This is a genomic window from Nocardia salmonicida NBRC 13393, from assembly GCF_001613085.1.
In the GTDB taxonomy this organism is placed as follows: domain Bacteria; phylum Actinomycetota; class Actinomycetes; order Mycobacteriales; family Mycobacteriaceae; genus Nocardia; species Nocardia salmonicida.
This window is the reverse complement of the sequence record NZ_BDBR01000008.1, coordinates 111,904-130,407: the sequence shown is the minus strand read 5'-3', so window position 1 is coordinate 130,407 and position 18,504 is coordinate 111,904. Positions and strand designations below refer to the sequence as shown.

At 68.2% G+C, this 18,504-nt stretch carries 16 protein-coding genes; 12 read left to right on the top strand and 4 right to left on the bottom strand.

Translation table 11 applies throughout. The annotated features are described in order from the left end of the window. The first annotated feature begins 10 nt into the window (after positions 1–10). The 4 genes from mptB to NS1_RS08380 all read left to right on the top strand — a co-directional run bounded on the left by mptB (position 11) and on the right by NS1_RS08380 (position 4,554). Positions 11–1,729: a polyprenol phosphomannose-dependent alpha 1,6 mannosyltransferase MptB gene (gene mptB, locus NS1_RS08395; protein ID WP_062983104.1), complete on the top strand. Its 1,719-nt coding sequence runs from the start codon at positions 11–13 to the stop codon at positions 1,727–1,729. Between the two features lie 73 nt (positions 1,730–1,802). Beyond that, positions 1,803–2,735, top strand: a complete 933-nt coding sequence (locus NS1_RS08390) for an ABC transporter ATP-binding protein (protein WP_062983103.1) — start codon at positions 1,803–1,805, stop codon at positions 2,733–2,735. Further along, positions 2,732–3,514 carry an ABC transporter permease gene (locus NS1_RS08385; protein WP_062983102.1) on the top strand — a complete coding sequence of 261 codons (783 nt, stop codon included), beginning with the start codon at positions 2,732–2,734 and terminating at the stop codon, positions 3,512–3,514. Before NS1_RS08390 ends, NS1_RS08385 begins: the two co-directional genes overlap by 4 nt. A 68-nt stretch (positions 3,515–3,582) precedes the next feature. After that, the gene (locus NS1_RS08380; RefSeq protein ID WP_062983101.1) at positions 3,583–4,554 is read left to right on the top strand and encodes a COX15/CtaA family protein; all 972 of its coding nucleotides are present in this window, start codon (positions 3,583–3,585) and stop codon (positions 4,552–4,554) included. Between the two features lie 72 nt (positions 4,555–4,626). Here the strand turns inward: NS1_RS08380 and NS1_RS08375 are convergent, their stop codons facing one another. Beyond that, positions 4,627–4,992 (bottom strand): hypothetical protein, encoded by a 366-nt coding sequence (locus NS1_RS08375; RefSeq protein WP_062983095.1) that lies wholly within the window; start codon positions 4,990–4,992, stop codon positions 4,627–4,629. Between the two features lie 76 nt (positions 4,993–5,068). Between NS1_RS08375 and NS1_RS08370 the strand changes: the two genes are divergently transcribed. Then, complete coding sequence (locus NS1_RS08370; RefSeq protein WP_062983093.1) at positions 5,069–6,031, top strand: quinone oxidoreductase family protein; 963 nt, start codon at positions 5,069–5,071, stop codon at positions 6,029–6,031. Positions 6,032–6,073: 42 nt separating this feature from the next. Here the strand turns inward: NS1_RS08370 and NS1_RS08365 are convergent, their stop codons facing one another. After that, the gene (locus NS1_RS08365) at positions 6,074–6,676 is read right to left on the bottom strand and encodes a TetR/AcrR family transcriptional regulator (RefSeq protein ID WP_062983091.1); all 603 of its coding nucleotides are present in this window, start codon (positions 6,674–6,676) and stop codon (positions 6,074–6,076) included. 96 nt (positions 6,677–6,772) lie between these two features. Between NS1_RS08365 and NS1_RS08360 the strand changes: the two genes are divergently transcribed. Further along, entirely contained in the window at positions 6,773–8,251 is a 1,479-nt protein-coding gene (locus NS1_RS08360) for an FAD-dependent monooxygenase (RefSeq protein ID WP_062983089.1), read from the top strand. Between the two features lie 98 nt (positions 8,252–8,349). Here the strand turns inward: NS1_RS08360 and NS1_RS08355 are convergent, their stop codons facing one another. Beyond that, positions 8,350–9,285 carry a heme o synthase gene (locus tag NS1_RS08355; RefSeq protein WP_235569431.1) on the bottom strand — a complete coding sequence of 312 codons (936 nt, stop codon included), beginning with the start codon at positions 9,283–9,285 and terminating at the stop codon, positions 8,350–8,352. A gap of 502 nt (positions 9,286–9,787) precedes the next feature. Between NS1_RS08355 and tkt the strand changes: the two genes are divergently transcribed. From tkt to NS1_RS08325, 6 genes are all read left to right on the top strand, one after another. Further along, a complete protein-coding gene (gene tkt, locus NS1_RS08350) occupies positions 9,788–11,929 on the top strand; it encodes a transketolase (protein WP_062983086.1) in 2,142 nt (713 codons plus the stop codon). Positions 11,930–11,934: 5 nt separating this feature from the next. After that, on the top strand, positions 11,935–13,068 hold the full coding sequence (gene tal / locus NS1_RS08345; protein WP_062983085.1) for a transaldolase: 1,134 nt from the start codon (positions 11,935–11,937) through the stop codon (positions 13,066–13,068). A 4-nt stretch (positions 13,069–13,072) separates the two neighbouring features. After that, positions 13,073–14,644, top strand: coding sequence for a glucose-6-phosphate dehydrogenase (gene zwf / locus NS1_RS08340; RefSeq protein ID WP_056810428.1), 1,572 nt, complete (start codon positions 13,073–13,075; stop codon positions 14,642–14,644). Continuing rightward, positions 14,641–15,549 (top strand): glucose-6-phosphate dehydrogenase assembly protein OpcA, encoded by a 909-nt coding sequence (opcA, locus tag NS1_RS08335; protein ID WP_174555374.1) that lies wholly within the window; start codon positions 14,641–14,643, stop codon positions 15,547–15,549. The genes zwf and opcA overlap by 4 nt, the downstream gene beginning before the upstream one ends. Continuing rightward, the gene (gene pgl / locus NS1_RS08330) at positions 15,542–16,327 is read left to right on the top strand and encodes a 6-phosphogluconolactonase (RefSeq protein ID WP_084503597.1); all 786 of its coding nucleotides are present in this window, start codon (positions 15,542–15,544) and stop codon (positions 16,325–16,327) included. The genes opcA and pgl overlap by 8 nt, the downstream gene beginning before the upstream one ends. A gap of 808 nt (positions 16,328–17,135) precedes the next feature. After that, positions 17,136–17,648: a DUF8176 domain-containing protein gene (locus NS1_RS08325; RefSeq protein ID WP_157125133.1), complete on the top strand. Its 513-nt coding sequence runs from the start codon at positions 17,136–17,138 to the stop codon at positions 17,646–17,648. Between the two features lie 25 nt (positions 17,649–17,673). Here the strand turns inward: NS1_RS08325 and NS1_RS08320 are convergent, their stop codons facing one another. Next, positions 17,674–18,345, bottom strand: a complete 672-nt coding sequence (locus NS1_RS08320) for a hypothetical protein (protein WP_157125132.1) — start codon at positions 18,343–18,345, stop codon at positions 17,674–17,676. Between the last annotated feature and the right edge of the window lie 159 nt (positions 18,346–18,504).

Genomic DNA, 18,504 nt, shown 5'->3' with positions numbered 1-18,504 from the left:
CTCTGACTTCGTGGCAGTACTGGAGGGCGCGGCGCGCAAGACACTGGCCTTCGGGCGTAGAGCTCTCGGGCTCGACGTGTCGGCGCCCGATCACACCGTCGCGGTGCTGCATCGCGATGAGACCGAGGTCCCCGGGCTCGACAAGCGCGAACGCGCGCAACTGGACCGGATCCGGCTGATGGGCGCGACCGGTGCGGTGCTCATGGCGATCGCGGCGCTCGGCATCGGCGCCCAACCGGTGCACCAGAATCCCGTTTCGGGCGTTCGCGTGCTCGGCATCTTCGCGCGGGCGCACACCGGTTCACTGGCGATGTGCATGTTCGGCACCGCGCTGGTGATCGGAGCGTGGCTGCTGCTGGGGCGCTTCGCCATCGGCGGGCTCGCCGGTTCGCCACTGCACCGCCTGAGCCGCTCGCAGCTGGATCGCACGCTGCTGCTGTGGATCATTCCGCTGTCCGTGGCGCCGCCCATGTTCAGCAACGACGTCTATTCCTATCTGGCACAGAGCGAGATCGCCGCGCGCGGCATCGACCCCTATTCCGAGGGTCCGGTCGCCGGGCTCGGGATCGACAATGTACTGACCAACAACGTGCCGACGATCTGGCGTGATACACCCGCGCCGTACGGTCCGCTGTTCCTGTGGATCGGGCGCGGTATCGCGGAGCTGACCGGGGACAACATCATCGCCGGGGTGTGGGTGCACCGGCTGCTGGCGCTGGCCGGTGTGGCGCTGATCGTGTGGGCGCTGCCGCGGTTGTCGGTGCGCTGTGGGGTCGCGCCGGTGAGTGCGCTGTGGCTCGGCGCGGCCAATCCGCTGGTGCTGTTCCACCTGGTCGGCGGCGTGCACAACGACGCGCTCATGCTCGGTCTGATGCTGGCGGGTGTGGAGCTCATGCTCCGCGCGGTGTACGGCGAGGGCGGCAGACCCGACCGGCTGACGGCCACGAATCTGCCTCCGTTCGATGCCCGCGCCTACGGGCTGCTGATCGGTGGCGCGGTGGTGATCACGCTGTCGTCATCGATCAAACTCACCTCCATCATCGCGCTCGGGTTCGTCGGCATGGCACTGGCCAGACGCTGGGGCGGCTCGTTGGTCGCCATCGTGAAGGCCGCCGCGCTGCTGGGCGTCATCGCCGTGGCGACAACGCTTTTCATCGGATTCGCCAGTGGTCTCGGCTTCGGCTGGGTCCACACCCTCAGCGTCGCCAACGCCGTCCGGAGTTGGATGTCGCTGCCGACCATCATCGGGATCGTCACCGGATTCGGCGGCGTACTGCTCGGCCTCGGCGATCACACCACCGCGCTGCTCTCGATCACCCGCCCGATCGCGGGCTTGGTCGCGGTCTTCGTGACCGTCCGCATGCTCGTCGCCACCAGCATGGGCAGGCTGCATCCGGTCGGTGCGATGGGCGTCTCGCTCGCGGCGATCGTGCTGCTGTTCCCGGTGGTCCAGCCCTGGTACCTGCTCTGGGCCATCGTGCCGCTGGCCGCGTGGGCCACCCAGCCGGTGTTCCGCGTGCCCGCTGTCGCGTTCTCGGCGGTGGTCTCGATGTTGGTGATGCCGCGTGGCGCGGAATTCCAGGTCTTCCAGATCATCGGCGCCGCGCTCGCCGCCGTGGTGTGCTTCGCGCTGTTCTTCGCGCTCACCCGGCACACGCTGCCGTGGCGGGCGCAGGCGGGGGTGTCGGCTCCGTCACAGGAGGGCACGGCTTACCGTGTGACAACGTGAGGGAGCGCAGCGAGCGAACCAAGGGCACAGCACCTTTTGGCGCGACGGAGCCGAGCGTCAGCGAGGCGCAGTCGTGACAAGTCGCCCTGGACCCGCCGTTAGCGTCGACGGTGTGGTCAAGCGCTATGGCGAGACCACCGCAGTAGACGGTCTCCGGTTCGACGTGGAGCCCGCCCAGGTGTTCGCTCTGCTCGGCCCCAACGGCGCGGGCAAGACCACCACCGTCGAGATGTGCGAAGGCTTCGTGCGCCCGGACGCGGGCACCGTGCGCGTCCTCGGCCTCGACCCGATCGCCGACTCCGAACAGTTGCGTCCGCGCATCGGCGTGATGCTCCAGGGCGGCGGCGCCTATCCCGGCGCCCGCGCCGGCGAGATGCTCGATCTGGTCGCGGCCTACTCGGCCGATCCCCTCGATCCCGATTGGCTGCTGTCGACACTGGGACTGCAGGACAATCGCCGCACCCCCTATCGACGTCTGTCCGGTGGTCAGCAACAGCGGCTCGCACTCGCCTGCGCGCTGGTCGGCAGGCCCGAGATCGTCTTCCTCGACGAACCCACCGCCGGTCTGGACGCCCAGGCCAGGCTGATCGTCTGGGAACTGATCGACGCCCTGCGCCGCGACGGCGTGAGCGTCGTGCTCACCACGCACATGATGGACGAGGCCGAACAACTCGCCGATCAGCTCGTCATCATCGATCACGGGCAGATCGTCGCCCAGGGCACTCCCGCCGAGGTCACCGCTCATGGCGCGGCAGGCCAGCTGAGATTCTGCGCCCCACCGAAACTCGACCTGAACCTGCTGACATCGGCGCTCCCCGAAGGCTTTTCGCCGCGAGAGACGACGCCGGGCACCTATCTCGTCGAGGGCGAGATCAACCCGCAGGTGCTGGCCACGGTCACCGCGTGGTGCGCCAGGATGGACGTGCTGGCCACCGACATCCGCATCGACCAGCGTCGCCTCGAAGACGTCTTCCTCGAACTGACCGGACGGGACCTGCGCGGATGAGCGAGACCACCAGCCGTTTCCGGCCCGGCACCTTCACGCCCGACCCGCGTCCCGCCACGCGGGCGGCGATGCTCACCGCACAGACCGGGCTCGAGCTGAAACTGTTGTTGCGCAACGGCGAACAGCTGCTGCTCACCATGTTCATCCCGATCACCCTGCTCATCGGGCTCACCCTGTTGCCGTTCGGCGACCTCGGCGAGCACCGGGTCGACCGGATCGTGCCGATGGTGATGATGACCGCGGTGATGTCGACCGCGTTCACCGGCCAGGCCATCGCCGTCGGCTTCGACCGCCGCTACGGCGCCCTCAAACGGCTCGGCGCGACACCACTGCCCCGCTGGGGCGTGATCGCGGGCAAGTGCGCGGCCGTGCTGATCGTGGTGGTGCTGCAGGCGATCCTGCTCGGCGCGATCGGCGTGGCGCTGGGATGGCGGCCCGGCATCGGCGGACTCGCCCTCGGCGCGCTGGTGATCGCCCTCGGCACGGCCACCTTCGCGGCGATGGGGCTGCTGCTCGGCGGGACGCTCAAGGCCGAGGTCGTGCTCGCGCTGGCCAATATCCTGTGGTTCATCATGCTCGGCATCGCCAGCCTGGTCCTCGTGGGCGACACCCTGCCCACCGCGCTGACCGTGATCGCGCGGCTCATCCCGTCCGGTGCGCTGGCTTTCGCGCTGGACACGGCCTTGACGGGGTCGATCGACTGGTTCGGGGTGGCGGTGCTCGCGGTGTGGGGCGTGGTGTGCGGGTGGCTCGCGACCCGGCTCTTCCGGTTCCACTGACGTGACCAACGACGCACTGTAGTAGCCCTGGTATCAGCGCCGAATTCCCGGCCGGTACCATTCCTGACGTGCTGTATCGCGCCTTCGTTGGCCTCGTCGACCGGCTACCGCTCCCCTCGCTGCGGGTGCAGCGGCTCATCGCCGTCGCGGTGATCCTGAGCCAGGCGGGCATCTCGGTGACCGGCGCCATCGTGCGCGTCACCGCCTCCGGCCTCGGCTGCCCGACCTGGCCGCAGTGCTTCCCCGGCAGCTTCACCCCCATCGGGGTGTCGGAAGTGCCGGTCCTGCACCAGACCGTGGAGTTCGGCAACCGGCTGCTCACCTTCGCGGTGACGCTGTGCGCCGCGTTGATCGTGCTGGCCGTCGTCCGGGCGCGCAGGCGCAAGGAAGTTCTGGTCTACGCCTGGTTGATGCCCGGCGGCACCGTCGTGCAGGCCGTGATCGGCGGAATCACCGTGCGCACCGGCCTGCTCTGGTGGACGGTGGCGGTGCACCTGCTCGCCTCGATGGCGATGGTGTGGCTCGCGGTGGTGCTGTACGCCAAGATCAGCGAACCCGACGACGGCATCGAGACCGTCCAGGTACCCGCTCCCCTGCGTTGGCTCACCGCGCTGTCCGGCGTGGCGCTCGCGGGTGTGCTCATCGCGGGCACGCTGGTCACCGCGGCCGGACCGCATGCCGGCGACAAGAGCATCGACCGACAGGTCGAGCGACTCGAAGTCGAGATCGTCACGCTGGTGCACCTGCACTCGCAGCTGCTGATCGGCTACCTCGCGCTGCTGATCGGGCTCGCCTTCGGCCTGTACGCCGTCGGGATGTCGGCGGCCATCCGCAAGCGGTTGTTCGTGCTGCTCGGGCTGGTGCTGGCGCAGGCGCTCGTCGGCATCGTCCAGTACTTCACCGATGTGCCCGCCGCGCTCGTCGCCATCCACGTCGGTGGAGCTGCGGCCTGCACCGCGGCGACCGCCGCACTGTGGGCGTCGCTGCGTACGCGCGAGAAGATCGAAGCGCCTGCCTTGTCGCAGACTTCCCCGCGCTGACATCCGACCACCTCGAACCACGAAAAAGCCCGCGTCGCAATGCGATTCGCGGGCTTTTCTCGTCAGTGGCCGTCAGGCGCCGGCGAGCAACTTCCAGTTACGCGCCTTCGGGAACTTGGTCTGATGGGCGACCCAGCCGGCCATCTTGGCCCAGTGCGTCGGGGCGGGAGTGACGATCGAGCCGAGCTCACGGCTCCACTCGTCGGTCTCGGCGAGGCCGTCGACCCGCTCGACGAGCGCCTTCGCGATCGCCATATCGCCGACCACCCGGTCGCCGAGGATGCCGTCGGCGCCGACCAGGGTGATCCGCACACCCTGCTTTCCGAGGTACTGCAGCACGGCCGTTCCCGAACCACCGTGCTGGGCGAGGAACTTCACGATGGACTTCTCGACCTCGGCCGGCACCTTCACGGCCTCGGGGGCGGCGGTTGTACTCATGGCGGTGAGTTTACCGGCAGGTAGTTTCCAGTCCAGCCCCGAGTGGTCCGGAACACTGGGTGTAGAAAGGGGACTCATGCGCGCGATTCAGGTTTCCGAGCACGGTGGTCCCGAGGTCCTGCGGTACGTCGAGGTGCCGGACCCGCAGCCCGGGCCGGGTCAGCTACTGGTCGAGACCCAGGGCGTCGGCATCAACTACATCGACATCTACTTCCGCACCGGCCAGTACCCGCAGGCGACGCCCTACCTTCCCGGCTCCGAGGGCACGGGCATCGTGGTGGCGATCGGCTCGGACGTCACCGAGTTCGCCGTCGGCGACCGAGTCGCCTGGGCGTCGGCGCCCGGCAGCTACGCGGACCTGGTCACCGTCGACGAGGCCGTCGCGGTGAAGGTGCCCGACGACGTCGAACCCGCCGTCGCGGCCGCTGCCCTCCTGCAGGGCATGACTGCCCACTACCTGACCGAATCGGTGTTCTCCCCCGAACCCGGCGACCCGGTACTCGTCCACGCGGGCGCGGGCGGCGTCGGCCTGCTGCTCACCCAGATGGCCGTCGCGAAGGGCGCCAGGGTCATCACCACGGTCTCCACCGACGCCAAGGAAAAGCTCTCGCGCGAAGCGGGCGCCACCGAGGTCCTGCGCTACGACGACCTCGCCGCCCGCGTGCGCGACCTCACCGACGGCATCGGCGTCGCCGTGGTCTACGACGGCGTCGGCGCCAGCACGTTCGAAGCCAGCCTCGCCTCGCTCCGCGTCCGCGGCACTCTCGCCCTGTTCGGCGCGGCCAGTGGCGCGGTCCCGCCCTTCGACCCCCAGCGCCTCAACGCCGCCGGTTCCCTCTGGCTCACCCGCCCGTCGCTGGGCGCCTACACCCGTGATCGCACCGAATTCCTCTGGCGCGCGACCGATGTCTTCGACCGGATCGCCGCGGGAACCCTGAACCTCCGCATCGGCGCCACCTATCCGTTGGCCGATGCCGCCCAGGCGCACCGCGACCTGGCCGACCGCAAGACCACCGGCTCGATCGTCCTGCTGCCCTAGCCGCCAGGGCCGGGCACTCCAGTGCCCGGCCCCGCACTCGAGTCAGTATTCGCGGCCCGTGAGGCCGCGGTAGACGAAGCGGGTGATCGACTCGATCGCCTCCTCGTCGTCGAGGGTCACCGAACCGTCCTCGACCATGCGCAACATCCCGTCGACGGCCGCGAACATCATGGCCAGGCTGGCGTCGACCGTTCCCGGCAGGCGTAGTCCGCGTTCCGGGAAGTCCGCCACGTGATCGGCGATGTCGGCGCGCTGCTCCGCGCCGAACCCGGCGATGATCCGGGCGAAGTCCGGGCTGACCAGGGCCGCCTGCCCTATCGCGCGCAGGACAGAGGCGTGTTCGCGGGCGAAGGTCCAGTAGCCGCGCACGTGGTATCGCACTGCCGCCGGATCGGTGAAGTCGCCGTTGTGCTCGGGATCGGCCGCGCGCTCGTCGCTCGCGACGGCCATATCGCGCAGAAGCGCTTGCAGCAGTTCCTCTTTGCTCGCGAAATGGTTGTAGAACGAGCCCGCGGCGCGGCCCGCGGCGGTGGTGATGTCGGTGATCTTCGCGTTCAGGTAGCCGTGTTCGGCGAAGACCTGCCGGGCGGCGTCCTTGAGCGCCTGCTCGGTTTCCGCGGATTTCTCGCGCCTGCTGCCCGCCACCGGACATCACCTCCTTGACAAGCACGGTACCAACACTGAAACTGAATTCATATTCACTGAATATCAGTTCAGTTGTTGTGCCAGGAGGTACTTCCCATGTCAGAACAGGTACTCGTCGCCGGTGCGGGCCCGACTGGTCTCACCCTCGCCATCGACCTCGCTCGGCGCGGCGTGGACGTCCGGATCGTCGACCGGGCCGATTCGCCGTTCCAGGGATCACGCGGGGACGGCCTGCAACCGCGCACCCTGGAGGTGTTCGACGACCTCGGCGTCATCGACGCGGTACTGGCGGCAGGCCGCGAACTCCCGGTGATGCGCGCCTACTTCGCGGGGACCTTCGTCGGCGAGCGTCACATGGCCGAACCGGTCGAGCCGACGCCGGATGTGCCGTATCCGAATGCCTGGGTGCTCGGCCAGTCCGACACCGAGGCAATCCTGCGGGCACGGCTCGCCGAGCTCGGGGTGAGAGTCGAATTCGGCACGGCGCTGGCCGATTTCACTCAGGACGACACCGGTGTCACGGCGACACTGCACCGCGACGGCACACCGGAGACGGTGCGCGCGAGCTACCTGGTCGGTGCCGACGGCGGCGCGAGCGCGGTGCGCAAGCGCCTCGGGATCGCATTCGAAGGCAGCACCGACGACTCGATCAAGATGCTGCTCGGCGATGTCCGCGCCGACGCCCTCGACCACGAGTACGGCTACTGGTTCGCCGCCGCGGCCGACCAGCCGATGACCGGCTTCGCCCTGTCTCCGCTACCGGGCGCGCGGCGCTTCCAGTTCGCCGCCCCACTGGCCGAGGACCGCTCCCCCGATCTGGCCACACTGCAAGAACTCGCCGACCGCCACGGCCCCGAGGCAGGTCTTGTGCTGAGCGACCTGTCCTGGATCACGGTGTGGCGCCCCAACATTCGACTCGCGCAACGATTTCGCGACGGCCGGGTGCTCCTCGCGGGCGACGCCGCCCACGTCCACCCGCCCACCGGCGGCCAGGGCTTGAACACCGGCGTCCAGGACGCCTACAACCTGGGCTGGAAACTGGCCGCCGCGCTCGGCGACGACCCCGCCCCGCTCGACACCTACGAATCCGAACGCCGCACGGTCGCGGCCCGAATCCTCGGCCTGAGCACCGAACTCCTCGACAAACTCGTCGACGGCGACGAGGACGCGATGCGGCGCGGCCCCGAAACCCGCCAGCTCGGCATCACCTATCGCTCCCCCACCGAGCACGGCCCTCTCGTCGCGGGCGACCGAGCACCGGACGCCCCGCTACACGACGAATCCGGCCGACCGATCCGCCTGTTCGACCTCTTCCGTGGCCCGCATGCCACCCTGTTGCGTTTCGCCCCGACGCCCGGGTCCGCTGCGACAGGCGCCGCAGCCCTCGATGATCCCGACGTCCACACCGTCGAGATCCACCGGTTCGACGCCCCCGGCGACCGATCCGCCGACACCGACCGCCCCCCGTTCACAACACTCGTCGACACCGACGGCCACGCCTTCACCGCCTACGCGGCCACCTCCGGCACCGCCGTCCTGATCCGACCCGACGGCCACCTCGCACATCGCTGGTGACGTTCGCCCGACACTGCCCTTGACCCGACGAGCGTGACCGGGTCCGGAAACGACAGTGGCCGGGCATCGCTGCCCGGCCACTGTCGCGAAAGAATGTCTTACAGCCCGACGAGGCTGCCCACCGTGTCCCACCCGAGCACCGAGTCGACGGCCAGGCCACAGAACACCACCGCCAGGTAGTTGTTCGACTGCAGGAACAACTTCAGCGGCTTCACCGACTCGCCACGGCGCACCCCCGAGTAGAGCTGGTGCGCCATCAGCAGGAACCAGGCACCGGCCACCAGCGCGACCGCCGCGTAGATGACACCCGTCGCGGGCACCAAGGCCATCGTCGCCAGCACCGTCAACCATGTGTAGATGACGATCTGCTTGGTCACCACCTGCTCGGTGGCGACCACCGGCAGCATCGGCACACCGGCCGCGCGGTAGTCCTCCTTGTAGCGCATGGCCAGCGCCCAGGTGTGCGGCGGCGTCCAGAAGAAGATCACCGCGAACAGCACCAGTGCGGGCCAGCCGATATCGCCGGTCACCGCGGACCAGCCGACCAGAGCGGGCATGCACCCGGCCGCGCCGCCCCACACCACATTCTGCGAGGTCCGGCGCTTGAGGCCCTTGGTGTAGACGAAGACGTAGAACAGGATCGTCGCGACGACGAGCGCGCCGCTGAGCAGGTTGGCCTGCCACCACAGCCAGGCGAAGGAGATCGCGCCGAGCGCGACGCCGAACACGAGCGCGTGCGAGGTGGGCACCGCATCGCGGGCCAGTGGCCGTCGCGCGGTCCGCTTCATCACCTTGTCGATGTCGGCGTCGGCGACACAGTTGAGGGTGTTGGCACTGGCCGCGCCCATCCAGCCACCGAACAGGGTGACCAGGATGAGCCGGATGTCGACGGTGCCGCGGTCGGCCAACAGCATCGTCGGAATGGTCGCGACGAGCAGCAGCTCGATGACGCGTGGCTTGGTGAGCGCGATATAGGCAAGGGGCTTGCGCACGATTCGCGCGGCCAGACTGTCGCCCGCGAGGCGGTCGGCCAGGGCCGTCGACGAAGTTCCGTGCGCACCGCTACTACCCGGCTCGTGACCGATCCGCACTGTTTCTCCTCGCACGCTGTGCTTCGCTTCGCATCCGGTAATGGAACGAGCAGCGCGCGGCTGCGGCGCGGCCACTACTACAGAGGATGGTAGACCCACTCACCTGCCGCTCCGCGCCAGACCCCCGCCACCGTGGGCGCGGTCACTACTCCTCGCGACCGCGTATCCCGGGCCCACGCGGCGGTGAACCCGTATCGACGCGCAGGTGAACGGCACCGCGACGAGCCTCGCGTGCGTCGCGGCGACGGTCGACACCGCACACCGCCGGTACGCGGCGATCCGCACTAGACTCACTGCCAGGGTTCGCGCCGATCCGGTGTCACAGCACCACTAGGGTATTCCTGTACATCGGTACGCACCCCGGCCGCGTGCGACCCGCTTCGATCATCATCGCCGCAGCCAAGCTATCGCCGTCGACGAAACCTAGGTCAGGAGAACCACGGTCGTGCCAGTCACAGACGACATTCGCGCCCTCACTCAGCGGAACTACCCCAGCGACTGGACGGACCTCGACACCTTGGCTGTCGACACCGCCCGGGTACTCGCTGCCGACGCCGTGCAGAAGGCGGGCAACGGGCACCCCGGCACCGCGATGAGCCTCGCGCCGGTCGCCTACACCCTCTTCCAGCGCACGATGCGCCACAACCCCGCGGACCCGAGCTGGGTCGGTCGCGACCGGTTCGTGCTGTCCTGTGGGCATTCCAGCCTCACCCTCTACATCGAGCTCTACCTGGCCGGTTTCGGCCTGGAGCTGACCGACCTCGAGCAGCTGCGCCAGTGGGGCTCGCTCACCCCGGGTCACCCCGAGTTCCGCCACACCGACGGCGTCGAGATCACCACCGGCCCGCTGGGTCAGGGTCTGGCCTCCGCGGTCGGCATGGCGATGGCCGCGCGACGTGAGCGCGGGCTGTTCGATCCGAACGCCGCCGAGGGCACCAGCCCGTTCGATCACTTCATCTACACGATCGCCTCCGACGGCGACCTGCAGGAGGGCGTCACCGCCGAGGCCTCCTCGATCGCGGGCACCCAGCAGCTGGGCAACCTCGTGGTGATCTACGACGACAACGAGATCTCCATCGAGGACGACACCGACATCGCCTTCACCGAAGACGTGGCCAAGCGCTACGAGGCCTACGGCTGGCAGGTGCAGATCGTCGAAGGCGGCGAAGACGTGGTGGCCATCGAGAAGGCCCTGGACGCGGCCAGGGCCGAGACGTCCAAGCCCTCGATCATCATCCTGCGCACCATCATCGGCTTCCCGGCCCCGAACAAGATGAACACCGGCGGCGCGCACGGCGCCGCGCTCGGCCCCGACGAGGTCGCCGCGGTGAAGAAGGCGCTCGGCTTCGACCCGGAGAAGTCCTTCCAGGTCGACCCGGCCGTCATCGAGCACACCCGCAAGGCACAGGCCCGCGGCGCGCAGGCACAGGCACAGTGGCAGCAGGGCTTCGACGAGTGGGCCGAGGCCAACCCGTCGAACAAGGCGCTGTTCGATCGCCTGCAGACCCGCACCCTGCCCAAGGGCTGGACCGAGGCGCTGCCGAGCTTCGAGGTCGACCCCAAGGGCATGGCCACCCGCAAGGCGTCGGGCAAGTTCCTCGCCGCGGTCGCCGACGAGCTGCCCGAGCTGTGGGGCGGTTCGGCCGACCTGGCCGAGTCCAACAACACCACGATGCCCGGCCAGCCGAGCTTCGGCCCCGAGTCGATCTCCACCGGTGCGTGGAAGGCCAACCCGTACGGGCGCACCCTGCACTTCGGTATCCGTGAGCACGCGATGGGCTCGATCCTCAACGGCATCGCGCTGCACGGCCCCACCCGCCCCTACGGCGGCACCTTCCTGGTGTTCAGCGACTACATGCGCCCGGCCGTCCGCCTGGCCGCCCTGATGCGGGTGCCCGCGATCTACGTGTGGACCCACGACTCCATCGGCCTCGGCGAGGACGGCCCGACCCATCAGCCGGTCGAGCACCTGGCCGCGCTGCGCGCGATCCCCGGCCTCAATGTCGTGCGCCCGGGCGATGCCAACGAGACCGTCCACGCCTGGCGCACGATCCTCGAGCGGGACTCCGACGAGCACACCTCGCACTTCCCGGTGTACGAGTCGCCGCAGCAGGATGGCCCGTCCGCACTGGCGCTGACCCGCCAGGACGTTCCCACCCTGGAGGGCACCAGCTACGAGGGTGTCAAGAAGGGCGGCTACGTGCTGGCCGAGGCATCCACCGGCACCCCGGAAGTGATCCTCATCAGCACCGGCTCCGAGGTCCACCTCGCGGTCGCCGCGCGCACTACCCTGGAGGAGCAGGGCATCCCGACCCGTGTGGTCTCGATGCCGTGTGTGGAGTGGTTCGACGTGCAGGATCAAGATTACCGCGACGAAGTGCTGCCCCCGTCGGTGCGGGCAAGGGTCGCGGTCGAAGCCGGTATCGCGATGCCGTGGTACCGATTCGTCGGTGACGCGGGCGAAATCGTGTCCATCGATCACTTCGGCGCGTCGGCCGACTACAAGACTCTGTACCGCGAATTCGGTATCACCCCCGATGCCGTCGTCCGCGCGGCACTGCGTTCCACCGACAAGGTGAAGGGGTAAGAACCATGGCACAGAACGAGAATCTCGCCGCGCTCTCGGCCGCGGGCGTCTCGGTGTGGCTCGACGATCTCTCGCGTGATCGCATCCAGTCCGGCAACCTCGCCGAACTGATCGCGACCCGCGGCGTCGTCGGCGTCACCACCAACCCGAGCATCTTCCAGGCCGCGCTGAGTGTCGGCCACGCCTACGAGGCACAGCTCAAAGACCTTGCGTCCCAAGGTGCCGACGCCGACGCGGCGATCCGCACGATGACCACCGACGACGTGCGCGCCGCCTGCGACGTGCTCGCGCCGGTGTTCGAAACGACCGGTGGCGTGGACGGGCGCGTGTCGATCGAGGTCGACCCGCGCTTCGCCTTCGACGCCGACAAGACCGTCGCCCAGGCGATCGAACTGTGGAAGATCGTCGACCGCAAGAACCTGTTCATCAAGATCCCGGCCACCGAGGCGGGCCTGCCCGCGATCACCTCGGTGATCGGTGAGGGCATCAGCGTGAACGTGACGCTGATCTTCTCGGTGCCGCGCTACCGCGCGGTGATGGGCGCCTACCTCGACGGTCTGCGCAACGCCAAGATCGTCGGCCACGACCTGGCCAAGATCCACTCGGTCGCTTCGTTCTTCGTCTCCCGCGTGGACACCGAGATCGACAAGCGCCTCGAGGCGATCGGCACCCCGGAGGCCCTCGCGCTGCGCGGCAAGGCCGGTGTGGCCAACGCTCGGCTGGCGTACGCCGAGTACCAGGATGTGTTCGACGGTGGCGCGCATACCTCCACCTACAACCACCTGGCCGCACAGGGCGGCAACCGGCAGCGGCCGCTGTGGGCGTCGACCGGGGTGAAGAACCCGGATTACCCCGACACCCTCTACGTCACCGAACTCATCGGCCCGAACACGGTCAACACCCTGCCGGAGAAGACCCTGCAGGCGTTCGCCGATCACGGCGAGGTGCTGGGCGACACGCTCAGCGGCCGTGGCGCCGAGGGCGCCCAGGTCTTCGCCGACCTGGCAGCGGTCGGTATCGATCTCGACGATGTGTTCGCGCTGCTCGAGCGCGAAGGCGTCGACAAGTTCGAGAGCGCGTGGGGTGAACTGATCGAGGCGACCACCGGCGCGCTCGGCGTCGCTGCGGAGGGCAACTAACACGATGGCCGGCACAGCATCGACGGATCAGGCGGCGGGGCTGTGGCACAACCCGCTGCGCGACGAACGCGACAAACGGGTCCCCTTCATCGCGGGCCCGTGCTGCATGGTGATCTTCGGCGTCACCGGAGATCTGTCCCGTAAGAAGCTGATGCCGGCCATCTATGACCTGGCGAACCAGGGGTTGCTTCCCCCTGGTTTCGCTCTGGTCGGCTTCGCTCGGCGCAACTACGCCGACGAAGACTTCGCCTCGGTGGTACTCGAGGCGGTGAAGAAGCACGCGCGCACCCCTTTCCGCCAGGAGGTCTGGGACCACCTGGCCGAGGGAGTGCGGTTCGTGCAGGGCAGTTTCGACGACGACGCGGCCTTCGCGACGCTCGCCGACACTTTGAACACTCTCGACCAGACCCGTGGCACCGGCGGCAATTACGCCTTCTACCTGTCGATTCCGCCGAATATGTTCCCCGTGGTGCTCGATCAGCTCTCCGAGCACAATCTGGCTCAGGCCACCCCGGACCCCGACGGGTACACCCCGTGGCGGCGCGTGGTGATCGAGAAGCCGTTCGGCCACGATCTGACCAGCGCCAAGGAACTCAATGCCCTGGTCAACCGGGTCTTTCCCGAAGAGCAGGTCTTTCGCATCGACCACTACCTCGGCAAGGAAACGGTCCAGAACATTCTGGCGCTGCGCTTCGCCAACGAGTTGTTCGAGCCGATCTGGAACGCCAACTATGTCGACAGCGTGCAGATCACCATGGCCGAGGACATCGGATTGGGCGGTCGCGCAGGCTATTACGACGGGATCGGCGCCGCGCGTGACGTCATCCAGAACCACCTGTTGCAGTTGCTCGCGCTGACCGCGATGGAGGAGCCGACCTCCTTCGAGCCGATGCAGCTCACCACCGAGAAGATCAAGGCCCTCTCGGCCACCAAACTCGTCGCGCCGCTGGACGAGACCACCGCGCGCGGACAGTACACCGAGGGCTGGCAGGGCAGCGAGCACGTGGTCGGCCTGCATCAAGAAGAGGGCTTCGATCCACAGTCGCGGACCGAGACCTACGCCGCGCTCACCCTGCATGTGGAGAACCGACGCTGGGCGGGTGTGCCGTTCTATCTGCGCACCGGAAAACGCCTCGGCCGCAGGGTGACCGAGATCGCGGTGGTGTTCAAGCGCGCGCCGCACCTGCCCTTCGACCAGACCATGACCGAGGAACTCGGCCAGAACGCGCTGGTCATCCGGGTGCAGCCGGACGAGGGCATCACCTTGCGCTTCGGTTCCAAAGTCCCCGGCTCCGGCATGGAAGTGCGCGACGTGAACATGGACTTCAGCTACGGCGAGGCGTTCACCGAGTCCTCTCCCGAGGCCTACGAACGGCTGATCCTCGACGTGCTGCTCGGCGTGCCGTCGCTGTTCCCGGTCAACGCGGAGGTCGAATTGTCCTGGCGCATCCTCGATCCCGTGCTCGCGCACTGGGCCGCGGGCGGCAAACCCGAACCCTACGAGGCCGGTACCTGGGGTCCCACCTCGGCCGATGAGATGCTCGCGCGCAGCGGGCGGGAATGGCGGCGTCCGTGATCGTCGACATGCCCGATACCAACACCGTCGATGTCGGCAAGCGGATGGTGCAGTTGCGCGAGACCAACGGCGTGATCACCCAGGGCCGGGTGCTCACGCTGGTGGTGTGCACGCTGGACTCCTCCGAGGCCGAGGACGCGATCGACGCCGCCAACGATGCCAGCCGCGAACATCCCTGCCGCGTCATCGTTCTGGCCCGCGGTGACCGCGATGCCGAGACCCGCCTCGACGCTCAGATCCGCGTCGGCGGTGACGCCGGTGCGGCCGAGGTGATCGTGCTGCGCCTGCAGGGCGCGCTGGTGAACCACGAGAGCAGCGTCGTGACCCCGTTCCTGCTGCCCGACACCCCGGTGGTGGCGTGGTGGCCGCGTGGCGCGCCGGACTTCCCGTCGATGGACTCGGTGGGCAAGCTGGCCAAGCGCCGCATCACCGATGCCACCTACGCCCGCGATCCACAGGCCGCGATCAAGAAGCGCCGCTACTCCTATGCGACCGGCGACACCGATCTGGCGTGGAGCCGGATCACCTACTGGCGCGCACTGCTGGCCGCGGCACTGGACGAGCCGCCGTTCGAACCGGTCATCTCGGTGACCGTGTCCGGCCTGGCCTCCGAACCCGCGCTCGACACCCTGGCCGGTTGGCTGGCGTCCCGTCTGCACTGCCCGGTGATCCGCAAGACCGGGGAGTTGAAGGTAGAGATCCAGCGCGCCACCGATTCGATCGCCATCGAACGCCCGCAACTAGGAAGGACGGCAACGCTGACCCGCACCGGCGAACCCGACCAGCGGATCGCGCTGGCACGCCGGGAAACTCGCGATTGTCTCGCCGAAGAACTGCGTCGGCTCGATGCCGACGAGATCTACGCCGAGGCGCTCGCCGGAATCGAGAAGGTGACCTATGAGTGACCACGTAGACGTGCACGACGACCTCGGTGCCGAATTCCCCGCCAACACGATCGAGATCCACGACGACGCCGAGTTTCTCGCCGACGCGGCCGCCGAGCGCTTCGTCGATGTGATCGTCACCGCCCAGGCCGAACGCGGCCACGCGTCGGTCTCTCTCACCGGTGGCAGCGACGGCATCCGCCTGCTCGAGCGAGTCCGGCAGTCCCCCGGCGACATCGACTGGTCCACCCTCTACGTCTACTGGGGCGACGAGCGTTTCGTCCCCGACGGCGACAAGGACCGCAACGAACTCCAGGCCCGCGAGGCGCTGCTGGACTTCGTCCCGCTCGATCCGGCGCACGTCTTCCCGATCGCCCCTTCCGACGGCGCCTACGGCTCCCCCGAGGAAGCCGCCGCCGCCTACGCCCAGCTCGTGCACACCGAACTCGACGAGCGCGGTGAGTTCGACCTCACCGTCCTCGGCATGGGCCCCGAAGGCCACATCGACTCCCTGTTCCCGCACTCCCCCGCAGTGCAGGAAACCAAGGAATACGTTGTCGCCGTGCACAATTGCCCGAAGCCTCCGCCGACCAGGATCACGATGACCCTGCCCGCGATCCACCGCTCCCGCCACGTGATGCTCGTGGTCAGCGGCGAAGCCAAGGCCGCCGCGGTGGCCGCCGCCGTCAACGGCGCCTCCCCCGACGACATCCCGTCGGCCGGCGCGGTCGGCATCGAGTCGACCACCTGGGTGATCGACGAACCCGCGGCGACGGGTCTGCTGCTCGACGACGAATAAGCGCACCTGACGAAGCCGGGCCCGATGATCGCGGCCCGGCTTCGTCGCACAGCGAGGTGGCGGCCGGAATCAGGCCCTGCATGCTCAAGAAGCCATGTGTCGCGGTAGGGCTGTCCGCGTTCTCGGTGAACGAGGGATACTCGAACACCCCGTCGGTCGATGTACCCGAACATTCACGGGCAGACCGACGCAATTTCTCCTGCGCCTCGACGATCTCGGCCGGCGTGATCGAATCCCGATCCGGCCCACCATCGAGCGCGGACAACACCCGTATCCGTAAGGGAACTCTGCCTCGCGGGATGTGCCTCCTGGCGCTCGCTCACCACCCGCTCTCGCTGCGGCGTAGAGCAACCCGGGCAGGAGGGCCCCAGTCCGCTTTCGGAAACATACGGTTCCCGCCCAGCCGTTTCGCGACAGCGCCTGGTTAAAATGTCGGGCGATCGGTGTGGCGGGGGACGAGTTGCCTACCGGGAACATCATGGGTTGCCGACCTGTGGTGCTGCCGTGTCCCGTGCGCTGAGGTTGCGCTTGGGTCGGATGCGAGGTGCCGGCATGGGAAGGGAAAGGGTGATGGGTGGCTTCCACAGGACCGCGGGAGGACGGGAGTTCGGGGTTACCGTTCGGTCCACCACTGGACGTACTCGGGCCTGATCCGGCCGCGATTGCGCCGGGGTACGCGCCGACTTCGTGGCGACCGGCCGATCCGGAGCCGATGATTCCGCCGCCACCCCCGCAGTTCCGGACGCACAAGAGGATCGAGCCACAGAACACGGGTCGCAGCAGGATCGGCTTCGTCGTTCTGGGTTCGGTGGCAACGATCGCGGTCGGCGTGGCGGCGCTCTCCTACGTCGTGGCAGGTCGAGACAGCGAACCAGAGGAAGCCGTGCTCATCGCCGCGACCAGCCCGCCGACGACCAGGAAGACGGCTGGACCGCTGCCTTGCGCCGACGAACAGCGCGGCAGCCTGACCATCGGCCGCGGTCCGGGTGACCACAACTCCGGTCCCGGCGCGATCCTCGGCTTCGAGTACGCGTTCTACAGCGACCGCGATGGTGAGAAGGCGCGGTCGTTCGTGGCGCCCGACGCCGACACCGTCGGTTCGGCCCCGACCATTCAGCGCGGCATCGACGAGCACGTCCCGCGCGGAACCACCTACTGCGCCCAGATCAACCAGATCGGTCCGGACAACTACGAACTCGACCTGACCGAACGCCGCCCCGGCGGCACGTCGGCAGAAGACCTGCTCTACACCCAGCTCATCACCACCACCGTCCGCGACGGGCGAACGATGATCACAGCGATTGTCGTACGGGGACAGTGAGATTCGGTTCGGTACCCTGGGACTGTCAGCCCAGGACCGCGCGCGGATCCGGGAGGTACATGCCGGCCTTACCGCGCACGGTGCTCCACATGGCGAATCCCAGCACGGGAGTGTTCTGCGCGATCATCATCTGACGGTTGCCGAGGTCGATGACGGCGGGCACCACAACGGTGCCGTAGCTCATGGCTTTATTGGTCACGGCGCCGAAACTGGCCGGGTGTACGCGGTCGGAGATCAACGCGGCGACAGCGCACGCGCTACCTTTCACCGCGAAGGCGCTGGGGCGGCGGATCGAGCGGGCGAATTCGTCTACCTGCCTGGTGAATCCGGCAACGGTCGCGGGTGAGATCTCGCCCGCATGGCCCACACAGACGGCCAGTTCGATCGGGTTCAGCGAACTCTTGATCACCGCACCGATACCGATCAGGGAAAGCACCGGGCCGATCCAGTTCCGGCTCACCTGGAGGCCGCCCATAGTCATGTGGTGAGCGACGGCCGCCAGATAAGCCTGCACCGCCGCACTCTCCGGTGGTGCGACCGGACCCGGTGGTTGCTGTGGCGCACCGTAATTCGGTTGCGGAGCACCGAATTGAGCAGGCGGCTGCTGGTACTGCGGTTGCTGCGGCGGAAGATGCGGCTGCCCGTACTGCTGCGGCGGATACCCCCACTGCCCTCCCAGCCCACCTGGCGTAGTCAATGCCCCTCCATCGCCGTCCCACATGAACACCGGACATTACCGCGCACTCGGATCACCCCACACACGAGCTCCGTCTACGAGATCGATGTTCGTCAGCGGATAACGCAGTTGCGCGCTTCTGGCGGGAATTGCCCGTTGTTCATCGAGGATCGCAGTAGC